This is a genomic window from Primorskyibacter marinus, assembly GCF_003313245.1.
Taxonomy (GTDB): domain Bacteria; phylum Pseudomonadota; class Alphaproteobacteria; order Rhodobacterales; family Rhodobacteraceae; genus Primorskyibacter; species Primorskyibacter marinus.
The window spans coordinates 1-11235 of sequence record NZ_QJSD01000039.1; the positions used below are offsets into that span (position 1 = coordinate 1).

The 11235-nt window shown below is 56.1% G+C and carries 14 protein-coding genes; 7 read left to right on the plus strand and 7 right to left on the minus strand.

Annotated elements, in window-relative coordinates; genetic code table 11:
• Positions 1 to 337: hypothetical protein (locus tag DMZ65_RS19965; protein ID WP_232825071.1), on the plus strand; the 337-nt coding region annotated here is incomplete at its 5' end.
• Between the two features lie 103 nt (positions 338 to 440).
• Here the strand turns inward: DMZ65_RS19965 and DMZ65_RS18920 are convergent.
• The 3 genes from DMZ65_RS18920 to DMZ65_RS18930 all read right to left on the minus strand — a co-directional run bounded on the left by DMZ65_RS18920 (position 441) and on the right by DMZ65_RS18930 (position 2069).
• Complete coding sequence (locus DMZ65_RS18920) at positions 441 to 1100, minus strand: MT-A70 family methyltransferase (protein ID WP_116600267.1); 660 nt, start codon at positions 1098 to 1100, stop codon at positions 441 to 443.
• A 98-nt stretch (positions 1101 to 1198) separates the two neighbouring features.
• Complete coding sequence (locus DMZ65_RS18925; protein WP_198662742.1) at positions 1199 to 1462, minus strand: ribbon-helix-helix protein, CopG family; 264 nt, start codon at positions 1460 to 1462, stop codon at positions 1199 to 1201.
• Complete coding sequence (locus tag DMZ65_RS18930) at positions 1455 to 2069, minus strand: AAA family ATPase (protein WP_116600268.1); 615 nt, start codon at positions 2067 to 2069, stop codon at positions 1455 to 1457. The genes DMZ65_RS18925 and DMZ65_RS18930 overlap by 8 nt, the downstream gene beginning before the upstream one ends.
• Positions 2070 to 2204: 135 nt before the next feature.
• Here DMZ65_RS18930 and DMZ65_RS18935 point away from each other — a divergent pair, with 135 nt between their 5' ends.
• Positions 2205 to 2465, plus strand: a complete 261-nt coding sequence (locus tag DMZ65_RS18935) for a hypothetical protein (RefSeq protein WP_116600269.1) — start codon at positions 2205 to 2207, stop codon at positions 2463 to 2465.
• Entirely contained in the window at positions 2462 to 3145 is a 684-nt protein-coding gene (locus DMZ65_RS18940) for a recombinase family protein (protein ID WP_116600270.1), read from the plus strand. The genes DMZ65_RS18935 and DMZ65_RS18940 overlap by 4 nt, the downstream gene beginning before the upstream one ends.
• Before the next feature lie 512 nt (positions 3146 to 3657).
• Here DMZ65_RS18940 and DMZ65_RS18945 read toward each other — a convergent pair.
• Positions 3658 to 4308: a hypothetical protein gene (locus tag DMZ65_RS18945; protein ID WP_116600271.1), complete on the minus strand. Its 651-nt coding sequence runs from the start codon at positions 4306 to 4308 to the stop codon at positions 3658 to 3660.
• On the minus strand, positions 4305 to 5147 hold the full coding sequence (locus DMZ65_RS18950; RefSeq protein WP_198662743.1) for a replication initiation protein: 843 nt from the start codon (positions 5145 to 5147) through the stop codon (positions 4305 to 4307). Before DMZ65_RS18950 ends, DMZ65_RS18945 begins: the two co-directional genes overlap by 4 nt.
• Before the next feature lie 378 nt (positions 5148 to 5525).
• On the opposite strand from DMZ65_RS18950, the gene DMZ65_RS18955 reads away from it, so the two are divergent.
• From DMZ65_RS18955 to DMZ65_RS18965, 3 genes are all read left to right on the plus strand, one after another.
• Entirely contained in the window at positions 5526 to 5720 is a 195-nt protein-coding gene (locus tag DMZ65_RS18955; RefSeq protein WP_116600273.1) for a helix-turn-helix domain-containing protein, read from the plus strand.
• A gap of 253 nt (positions 5721 to 5973) precedes the next feature.
• Positions 5974 to 6726: a hypothetical protein gene (locus DMZ65_RS18960; RefSeq protein ID WP_116600274.1), complete on the plus strand. Its 753-nt coding sequence runs from the start codon at positions 5974 to 5976 to the stop codon at positions 6724 to 6726.
• A gap of 157 nt (positions 6727 to 6883) precedes the next feature.
• Positions 6884 to 7495: a hypothetical protein gene (locus DMZ65_RS18965; protein ID WP_116600275.1), complete on the plus strand. Its 612-nt coding sequence runs from the start codon at positions 6884 to 6886 to the stop codon at positions 7493 to 7495.
• Between the two features lie 345 nt (positions 7496 to 7840).
• On the opposite strand, the gene DMZ65_RS18970 is transcribed toward DMZ65_RS18965, so the two are convergent.
• The gene (locus tag DMZ65_RS18970) at positions 7841 to 8767 is read right to left on the minus strand and encodes an HNH endonuclease (RefSeq protein ID WP_116600276.1); all 927 of its coding nucleotides are present in this window, start codon (positions 8765 to 8767) and stop codon (positions 7841 to 7843) included.
• Between the two features lie 118 nt (positions 8768 to 8885).
• Positions 8886 to 9488, minus strand: a complete 603-nt coding sequence (locus DMZ65_RS18975; protein WP_116599936.1) for a recombinase family protein — start codon at positions 9486 to 9488, stop codon at positions 8886 to 8888.
• Positions 9489 to 9596: 108 nt separating this feature from the next.
• On the opposite strand from DMZ65_RS18975, the gene DMZ65_RS18980 reads away from it, so the two are divergent.
• Positions 9597 to 11235 (plus strand): DUF4158 domain-containing protein (locus tag DMZ65_RS18980; protein WP_198662720.1); only part of this gene is annotated, 1639 nt, incomplete at its 3' end.

Sequence of the window (11235 nt, forward strand, 5' to 3'; positions counted from 1 at the left end):
CGAATTAACCGCTTACAGAGATCCCTGTGGGACCAAACGTTCCTTTATGCCGACGGACCCGATAGGGGCGTGCCCGATCCCAAGCCCCAACGCGGCTGAAATTCAGCGCGCACATTGCCAGTCGGTCAAAGGACTGGTCATGGTCGCGGGCCAACGCTTCAAGCACCAACTGGTCAGGGACGATATAGCTCTCCCCACGCACTACCTGATTGTAGAGGAAGAAATTCAGGGGAACGAGCGGGTCGCCGTCTGCATTCTGAGCGATTATCTCGCGCGCGGTATCTCTCGGCACAGGTTTCAAACCATCCGAAAAAACGGCGTTGATTACCCGGTGTAACAATCCCAAGCCGGGGGCATCCCCCCAGCCGAAGTTTTTGGAGAAAGACCCCGGACGGCTTTCTAACGATTCCCAATCCAACTGCTACAGTGCCTCTTACACCCTATTCGGCAGCACTTACGGTAGAGTTGTAAGCGTAGGTTTTCCAGCTTGGCTTGTAATCGGCATCCGCCTGGTTACCCCAAACCGTCCAGCCTTCCCGAACGCCGCGACCAAACAACTCAAGGAACGGCCCCCACGAGCACTCTTCGATGATTTTATACTGCTCGTCCGGTTTGCGGCTGTGTTCCCGCTTCCGGGTTTTCAAAAGGTCGCTTTCAGGCTCTTTCGCTTCGATGAAATTGACCTGAGACCGGCCCGGCGCAAGCGTGCGCGCATTCTTGCCGCGCGTCCCGAACAACAGGATTTCAGTCACGTTTCGGAAGTAGAAGCCAACGCCGCGACCATCAGGACCTCCATCTTTTCGGACCTTTTCCCAAACGATGTTGGACTTGTATTCGAAGCCCCACGCCTTGAGCACCTGCAAGCCTTCGGGAAGAAGAGCATTCGGAACCCAGAGGTAGCAGTGTGCGCGGTCTTCTAGATGATCGGCAACTGGAAGGGCGCAAATGTCGTCGAGCGTCATTGTGGGGTACCGGGCAAGCCGCTTGTGCTCAGGTGCAATTTTGCCCGTGCGGTTTTGAAAGCGCCACGGTGGATCAGCCATCACGGTTGCAAACTTGTCGTCGCCCAAGAATCGGCTGAGGTCATCCGCTGCGGTCATTGTTCTTTCCCTTGTGCTCTAGCCGAGTTCTACGTCAGCATCTTGTATGCAGCAAATCTTTAGTAGTGGATAAAGATCGACTGCACGTATTTACGTAACTACGCATTTGCGTGTTTAAGGTATTCCGCAAGTGCGGCTTCTAAGATAGCTTGGTGCGTCTGATCGGTTTCGGCGGCATGAAGCCTAAGGCGCTTGTAGGTTTCGCCATCGAGGGCAAGCGTAAGCCGCTTCTCCCCCGGACGCTTCGCCGGTTTCTTGTCTTGGGCCGCCCCCTGCCCTGCCCCGCGTTGCGGTATGCCGGTATCGGTCGGGCGGCTTTCTGTGTTCAACAGGCCATCGAGGGCCACGGGTTTCTTAGCCATTTAGAATCCCCTTCACGTAATCCCATAGGGCGGCAATCTCGGCCCCCGCCTTATCGTCGGTTGTCTCAGATACCCCTTGGCCGGTCGCGCCGGTCTCAGCATAGGCAACCCGTTGAGCGATATTCACGGGTGCAACCCTTCCATGTTGCGCCAGGACGCGGGCCGCTTCTTCTGTGATCCGCGCACGCGGCGTCTGAGACAGTGCAAAGGCAAACGGCACCTTCGCGGCATTCACGGCGGCTATGGTCGCGCCTACGGCTCGCAGATCGTCCGGTGACGGGCGCACAGGGATCAGCACCAGGTCAGCGGCTGCCAGCGGCTCATTCAGCCATTCCGGGTGAGCTGGCGGGGTGTCGATTATGCAGAGGTCGAATTGCGCCCTGGCGGCGTCCAGCGTGGCGCGTAGCGCATGGGGGGCAGGGTCGCGCTCAAGCATGGCCGGTGTTTCCGCTTCCCGACCTTCCCACCACGCCCTGAGCGAGCCTTGTGGGTCCAGATCGAGGCAAAGCACCTTCCGGCCATCCAGAGCGGCGGCAACGGACAGGTTGCGGGCCAGCGTCGTTTTTCCAGCCCCGCCTTTCTGAGCGGCTATCAGTATCGTTTCCATAGTTCGGGACGCTATCGCAAATGCGCAGAACCGCAAACGCATAATTTCACACATGCACACTTGCGTATTTACGTAAATGCATACATATGTATAAAGACACAACGGACGTAGGGTTTTTATACAGGTGGGAATAGAATGGCTAAGAAGCTCTTGGGTCTATGCATATGGATCGTGGCAGTAATCGCCGCATTTTTCGTAGCGAAGGCATTTTCTGATTTCGTAATACTCCCAATCGCTTTGGAGTTTGCGCCCAGCAATCCGGGAGAAGACTATAGAGCTAATCTCGCCGCCATATCCGCCATAGTAGGCATTTTGCGCTTCGTTGTTTGGATTTTGGTCCTTTGGATGATCGTGAAGCGAGCAAGCAAATGGCTCTACAAGAGCCAAGATACATGAAATTTGTCACCTACCTTCGCGTATCAACAGATCGCCAAGGCAAGAGCGGCCTTGGCCTTGATGCTCAACGCGCGGCGGTGCTGGATTATGTCGCCAGCAAAGGCCACATCGCGGTGGAGTTTGTCGAGATCGAGAGCGGCAAGAAAAACGAGCGTCCTCAGCTCGCCCAGGCGATGGCAGAGGCCAAGCGGATCGGCGCGGTGCTCTTGATTGCCAAGCTGGATCGCCTCGCCCGCAACGTGGCCTTCATTGCAAATCTACTGGAAAGCGGTGTCGAGATCGCGGCGGCAGATATGCCAGAGGCTAACCGCTTCCTGTTGCACGTCATGGCGGCGGTGGCGGAACATGAGGCACAAGCCATATCGGATCGCACCCGCGCAGCTCTGGCGGCGGCAAAGGCCCGTGGTGTGGCGCTGGGCTGGTCCATGCCTGAGCGCAAAGAGGAACAACGGCGGGCATCCCGCAAGGGCGCGGCCAAGAATGCTGAAAATGCATGCATGCATGCGGCTAACGTCCTGCCCATCATTCGCCAGATCGCGGCGGGCGGCGCGTCTCTGCGCAAGATCGCGGACGAGCTGAACACGCGGGGGATCAAGACGGCGCGGGGTGGCCTGTGGTATGCGGCAACGGTGCGCAATATCATGGCGCGGGAAAACGAAATCGAGGCCCAAGCGGCATGAGCACAAACCGCCAGTTAGATTTATGCGTGGCCTCGATCGGTGACGTGCCTTTCAGGGAAGGATTACCCGTCTTGGCGGCAAGATATGCAGTCGCGGGAATGGATCAACGAGCGGAAGATGCTTACCGAGTTGGTGCGCGAGGTTCGTGAGATTGAGCGGCTGATCTAGACGGCAGGCTACTTGGAGAATTCGAATGGAAACGTGGATTGATAACTTTCTTTTAATCATGATTTTCATGGCGGGCGTAGGGTGGCTGATGGCAGGCGTTTTTTGGTTTCAGAACGCCCCTTTACTGTTGAGAATACTACTTTCTTTCATATGCACATGTATCTTCATGCCGATAGGAGCGGCATTCTTGTGCTTGGCTGTTTTACTGATTAGCCCGACTGGATACGCATATCTGCAAGTTTTCTCAGAAGACCTGTACGGAGCTGCTTGGTATTGCTTTGAAGTTGGGTTCGAGACCGGTTCGGCTTGGCTCCTAGGAGCGCTAATCCGGATAGGTGTTCTGACTAATCGTTCTTGGAGGAAGGCCCGAGTAATGAAACATCGTTGATGGCAGCTTCAGCACTTTCCAGTTGCAGCGATCCAAGCGGAAAAGAAAACTGTGCTACCGCCATGCAGCCATTCCAAAAGAAGTGTTTTTGTGCAGAAATTACGGTGATTTGAGCTGAGGTTGTCAAACCAAGAACGGCAAAATTGTGCTCATCCTCAAGCGATCCAAACAGCATATACTCGGGCTGATCGAATGGGACCAATGCTCCACGAGCTAACGCATCAGATCGTTCCCGCACAGCTTCCCGGATTTTTGGCGATAAATTTTCAACTTGTGCGAGGAAAGCAGATCGAATTGCCTCAAACTGTTCGGCAGTGATTTTGCCCTGGGCTGGCTTGAGTGAGCCAAGTGTTCCAACTGCTACCCACGCAGGATCAGCTCCTTCTTGCTCGACCATCCACGCCGCTGTGTATTCGGCTTTTCTGGTCTTGTTTTCCGAAAGAGTCTGAATAATGTCAGGTGCCTGGGTGGCGTCTAACCAATAATTGCTCAGATCAAAAGATACGAGATAGGGGCACCCTGGAACCGTTACAGTCGCTTCCAAAGCCATGCTGGAGGAACCTATGATCCCAAAGATGAGGGCAGGCAGCAATTGCATGTGCTTCATTCGATTACCTCCGGCGGCAACATTTCCTCAACGGTCCCGGTGATCCGCGCCTTGCGGCCTACACGGGGGCGCTGCAGCTCTGCATAGGCGGCTTTCCGGCCTTCAATGTCCTTCGCGCCCCAGCCGATCAGAACGCCGGTGACGCGCCGTCCGGTTTTCTCAGGCATCACGGTCACGGTGAAGTCTGACAGGGCATTCACTTCCATGAGGGCAGGTTTAATCGCGTATTGGTTCAGGTTTCCGAAAGTCGTCAGCTTGTCCGGTTCGACGCCTAAGAGTTCCCGGAAGTCATCCAGGGCGAACCGTTCGGTGAACACATGCTTGAGCCGCACACGCCGCGCCACGGCTTCATAGAGGGCCAGGGCATACTTCGAGGTGAAGGCCCGCAGCACTTCCAGCTCCAGCTTGGCAAAGACAGTGGAATCCTTGAGCAGCAACGCCAGCTCGGGCGGGATCGAATACTTGAGGTTCCCGCGTTTGCGCTTGGGGTCTGACAGGTTGTTCCAGCCCAGGAGCTGCACGCGGTCGGTTGATCCGTCCGGGCGCTGGATCGTCACCACGGTCGTCATGAGGGCTTCAATCGACTGCACAAGCCGATCATTGCTTTCGTGCGTTTCTCTTAGGTCAGCAACCGCGATTTCAAAGCGCCGGTTCTCTGACGCCAGGTCTGGCCCGAAGGCGTGGCGCAACAGCACGTTGAACAGCCGCCGGTCTGCCAGTGTCAACCTGGACGCGCCCTTAACCTCGATCAGCTCGGCAGGCTTCACCATCTCGCCCATGTTCGGGGCGACATCGAGCGTCCGCTTATTATTAGTTTTTGGGCGGGTCGATTCTGACAAAGCGTTTCCGTTAGCTGGCGATTCGCCTAAAGCTAAGATTAAACCCGTATCAGAGGCAAGGTTTTGTGTCTCGATTCAGACTGAGCACAAACCGCCCGATTCCTAAGCGATAACCGCCCCAAAACTAATGGATAACCGCCCCAAAACTAATCCGTCCTCGCCCGATTCCTAAGAGTTTGGCAAATTTCTCATTTCATATCAGATCATTACGCACCCCGAAGTAAGAAGATTCTAGAAGAAAAAGAAGAAGAATGTTCGCAGCACAAATGCGGATTTACGTAATTGCATAATTTTCGCCATGTTCGGCCTTTGTTCCTTGAGCTGTAGCTGCCAAAACACTACAATAGTTTGTATCTGCTCACACATGGACCGCAAAATATGGACATTTCACCCCTGCTCACCGTGGCTGACTTCTGTCAGGCCGTAGGTATTAGCCGATCCACCTGGCACAAACTCAAGCGCCAAGGCGCAACACCCGCCGTTGTCACCATCGGCGGCATTCAACGCATCCGAAAGGAAGCGGCTGAGGCATGGCTTGCTGAGAACGAAACCAGAGACAGCACCATCCATTAACAACATCTCGCCCGGTCGAAATGGGAGGAACGGCGGGCGCATCGAGGTTAAGAAACTGGACACGCAATTTACCGCATCAGGTTCAAACGGAACGGCTGAAACGCCCGAGTTACGGAAGCGGCCTATATATATAGCTCGCGCGTTACCTATACCGTACTGTTCCCACCAGAACCCACACAGCGACACTTCAGCGAACAAGGGCGGGCAAGGGGCGGCATCCAGCCCCGCAGCCGCAGCCCGCCCGCTGGGCGCGTTGGTCGGCAAAATCGCCAGGACAGTTCAGCCGCCAGAAAAGCGCACGGACGGTTTACCAATAGGCTCACAGACCAAATTCATAGAAGCGGCAAAATGCGCGGCTATTCTCGGCTTCCCGATCAACATACTTCTCACGGTTCGCTGGTCGTCGCTCTACCACCACGACAACACCAATCCCCTCTTTGCACAATCGCCTGTCGAGCGAATTGCCTACCTAGTCGAATTGCTGAGAAAATGGATTGGCGCGCGGTGTCGAGGCGGCTTCCAATATCTTTGGGTGCGCGAAGCAACGTCAGAGCTGGGCGAGCACTGGCACCTCGCCTTTCATCTGCCGCACGGGAAGCGAAAGGCCATCGCGTCTTATCTCTCCGATCTTCTTGGCGAACCCTTAGACCACACACCCCGCACCAGGGCGCAGGGTCGGACAGAAGGCGAGTTCGCATGTAGCGTCTGGGGATCATGGCACTTGGCGAAAGACACACACCCAGAACGATCCGGCTTCTACCTCGCCGCTTATCTCGGAAAAGGCGAACCGTCCGAACGCATGTTTCGTGGCAAACTGGTTCCTAACACCCACAAGCTGGTCAGGGGCCAGGCATTCGGTGGCCGCGAAAGGTCTGGCAGATATGACGCGACACAGGGTCAGATCAGGGGAACGATAGCACTCAAGAAGCGGTTCGACATTGCCCGTCCGCTCAAACAGGCCATGAAAGCGCGCCAGAGCGGCGATTTAAGCGGCATGAGGGGCTGAGATATGGTTGGGGGTGCCAAAAGCGAGAAAGGCGCTCAGCGGCGCTCTCTGTGCCTCTCAAGGGCGTTCACGAAAATTGCCCTGTCACAGCAAAAGCAGCCGGGAACCGATACCGGGCAAGTTTTCCAAATGATTTCGGCTAAATCTGAGGTGAGGCATGGGCGGGATTGGTAGCGGGCGACACTGGCAGTTCGGGGCAGACACAACGGACGATTACCGCTCGATTGATATTCGGTGGCTGAAGCGCGAAGGGCTTCTGGAATCCGGGATCAGCCGCCGCATTACCTGGTCGCGCGGCGGTGAGGTGACAGGCTCGATCAATGTCCAGTCAGAGCCGGGGCGCGTGATCCTGGACTATCGCCACCGGGATCGAGGCGGGGAATGGCAACCCGAACGCTATCCCGTCTATCTCGCCACCACACCCTGCCACATGGGCGGCGAGCGGCATTGGTTTCTCTGCCCAGCTCGGGGCTGTGGTCGTCGGGTCGCCATCCTCTACGGCGGGGCAATTTTCGCGTGCCGCCACTGTTACCGGCTGGCCTATCCTTCGCAGCGTGAAAAGCCGGGAGATCGAGCTGCACGGCGGGCAGATCGCATCCGCGACAAAATGGGCTGGCCTGGTGGCATTCTGGAAGGCGGCGACTGGGGCAAGCCCAAGGGAATGCACTGGCGCACCTATGAGCGGCTTTGCCGGGAACACGACGCCCTGTCAGATCGCGCCCTGGTCGGGATCATGGATCACCTAAACCGCCTCGCAGGCCGTTTCTAAAATAGGCGGATTTAGACGAAGGGTGAAGTTGGCAAGAAATAGGGGTGATTACTTCACATGCGGGCGAACCGCAGCCCTGCCCTGCCCGCTTGCCTCTGAGGCTTTGGGAAGTTGGCAGGAAATAAGGGCGCTTTCTTCGCATACCAGTCAGCTCGAAAACCGACTGATTTTCCAAGGCATAACCCGTTTTAAAAAGAAAGTGCGACATTGGCAGAATATGCCGCCTGTCTGCGGGTTTTGTCCGACCTGACCTGCCCCGCGCCCAAACCGCCCCGATAAATGGGGTCGGTTCGGTCTGGGCGCTTTCCTGAATGCTGGAAAGAACGGCTGCGGTTCAGGCAGCCACTATGAAAGATGTCCGAAGTATTTCGCGTGCCATTCTGCAAACTCCACCGCGAAACCGTGTTCCGCTAGAAGTTCTAACTTTCTGCCGTCATAAGCGGTTTCATCGGTGGAAATGCGGACGATTGGAGCGCCTTTGTTCGGGTGAATCCACACCCCACCTCGGTCGAACGCTTTGTGATGGTTTGGGCAGAACGGCAGAATGTTGTTGAGATGGTCAGGTCCTTTGAAGGGGTCGCCTACCGGCTTCACGTGGCCCGCCTCAGAATACGTCGTCCCAGTCGGGTCGATTACAAGCGCGACGCCGCAAATCGCACAGCGGTTTTCATACAGAGCTTTCACCCATTCGGCGTGCTGCCGATTCCTGACTTGGCGCTGAGCCTGAGCATAGGCCCGCTGCACAACGGTAAGGGTTAGGTCGGTCGGTTTCTTGCGCTTGGCATTGTCTCTACGCGCTCTAGGGCTTGGAGAATTTCCGGAACGGGGGGCTGTGTTCGATGGGGTTTCGGCAGTCCCGCCGGCCGCTTCCATGTTGGCAAAACGAGCTGGTCCGCCCAAATCCAGGTATTCCTCGATCACGGAAAAAGCTGCGTAGGGGGCAAGCGCGGGATCGGCTGCGGTTAATGCCCAAAAGTCTTCCGCCTCGACAAACGACAGAATGTCTTGCGCTGACATTTTGAGGCTAATTTCCCGGTCGAAAATGCAGCGGTCCAAGAACAGGAAGAGTGCGCTTGACCACCAGTCTTCTCTCTCCGAACTGGTTAACCCGAGAAGGCTGGATTGCTGGTAAAGGTAGTGCAGGTTCGTGGCGAACTTTCTCGGGGACGCAGCACTGTAAACCATCGCCCCGGAAGCGAAGAACTCTTCGATCTTGTCAGACGTGATTTTGCTCGCGTCCCAGCTACGGCCATTCCAGACTTCCTCAACCACGAAGCGCCGCGCCCAAGGGGCCGGATGTGACTGATAGGGGGTCCATCGGCATAAAGGTACGCGAGGTCCCACAGGAATGTTCGTGTTTTCAGTCCCTTTGGATTTGCGGGGCGATGGGTCAGTTTGGCGCGTTTCGTGAGGTGTCCGCTTTGATCGCGTCGTAAAGAGCGGTTTTGCCGACCTTTATGCGGGCAGCGGCTTCACGGACCGTCAGGCCTCTTTCGATCAGCATTTTCGCTCGCTTCAGTTTTTCAGCGGTGACGACAGCCTTGCGTCCGCCTTTTCGCCCGCGCGCAGCAGCAGCGCTCAGGCCAGCGCGGGTTCTCTCGCGGATGAGGTCGCGTTCGAACTGGGCAAGAGCGCCGAACAGATGAAAGACGAGTGTGCCTCCGCTCGTTGTCGTATCGATACCTTCAGTCAGAGACCTGAATCCGATGCCGCGCTGGTCAAGATCGCGAACCGTATCAATCAGGTGACTCATGTTACGACCGAGACGGTCGAGCTTCCAGACAATCAGCGCGTCACCGGAACGTAAGTGATCGAGCGCTTGATTTAATCCTGGTCGATCCGTCTTGGCACCAGATACGCAATCTTCAAATATCTCCCCGCAACCGGCCGCCTTGAGCGCGTCGATCTGTGGGGCCAGCGATTGATCGGCCGTTGAGATGCGCGCATATCCGACCGGAGCAACAAATTCTGCAGTCTTTGTCCGTTTTTCCATCCGCCAATCATCTTGTCCGTCATTCCGTTGTCAAGCCATATTAACGGACAGAAAAGCACGGGGCCGTCAAACGACCGATTCCCGGACACCACTATGACGGAGAGCCTCATGCCCCGAATGCAAATCCTTTCACCCTCCGAGCAAGAGGCGTTTGACGGTCCGCCAGTATTCGACTTCCGTGAGCGCAAACGATGTTTCGATCTGCCAAAACCCTTGTTGGACATCGCAACCGAGTTGCGTTCACCCGCTAGCCAGATCGGTTTTCTGGTGATGTGCACCTACTTCAAAGCGGCGAAGAAGTTCTACAATCCTCGCCATTATCACGCCCCGGATATTGAGGCGGCCGCAAAGCTTCTGGGGCTCACAGGATCGGAGTTCTCGCCAGCAACCTACCCCAAACAGACCCGCGCACGTCATCGTAAGCTCATTCTGGATTTCTATGGCTTCATGCCACTCGGGCAGGTCAACAGGAAAGACCTGATCGCCGAGATTGCGACGATGGCGCGAACATATCTGAAGCCGCGCCTGATCTTTGATCGATGCGTGGATTATTTGATCCAACGGCGCGTCCAGGTTCCAAGATCAGGTGTTTTGCTTGAGTTGATCCGATCTGGATTGCAGGCCCGTAAAGTAGAACTCATCGCACTGATGGATGCACATCTCACCGATGACGCGCGCGCCTTTCTGGACGAGCTTTTCTCGACCCCGGACGATCAGAACCGGTATCGTCTGACCCTGTTAAAGAAGCTGTCGCAGTCGGCAAGACCAACGAAGATTAAGGAAGCCATCGCTGACTTTGAGACGCTCGCTGATTTGCATGGCCAACTATCCGACCCTCTGGCTGCGCTCGATTTGGGAGCTGCCGGTATTCGATATTTCGCGGGCAGCGTTCAGCGGTCACGCCTGTTTCAGCTCAAACAACGCGCAGACAATGACCGCCATATCCATGCCACGGCTTTTGTTGCCCATCAGTTTTACCGTACGCAAGATAACCTGATCGATCTCTGGCTCAGTGTCATGGCATCCTTTCACGCAAAGGCGACGCGCGATCACAATGATCGGCTGCTGGAGAACCAGGCAGCACAGCAAAAGCAGATCAAGTCTGTCATCAATGACCTCGACACATCTGTGTTTGGCCTGTTGCGCGACATTCGCGACGTGACCGAGGCGGATGGAATGTCGGACAACCAGAAAGTCAGCACAATCCGAACCTTGTTGGATAAAGGTCGGTCAAGCGCCTTCGAGCAGCTGAAGGATGATCTTTCCGCAACCGCGCGGGATGAAAGCTGGTTCGATGTGCTTGAGGCAGGGTCCTTGCGACTACAATATCGACTCAGTCCCATCCTTCGCGTGATCACGTTCGAGAGGAACGACCGGCCCGCCGGTCTCATCACCGCCATCGACCGGTTCAAACACAACGATGGCATAGTCGGGCCAGGTGCGCCAACGGATTTCCTCGATAAAGACGAGCGGGAAGTACTGATCCGCAGCGACGGAACATTCCGAACCTCGCTCTACAAGGTCTTTCTGTTCCAGCATGTTGCCGCCGCCATCAAATCCGGCGATCTTAACCTTTCGCAGTCCTATAAATACCGCCCCATGGACACCTATCTGATTGATCCGGACAGGTGGAGGCGAGAGAAGCCGGAACTGTTGGAACGAGCCGGATTGGCCGAGTTTGCCGACCCACAACCTATTCTGGCACCCCTCCGGAAGGCGCTGACACAACAATATCAGCGCACGAACG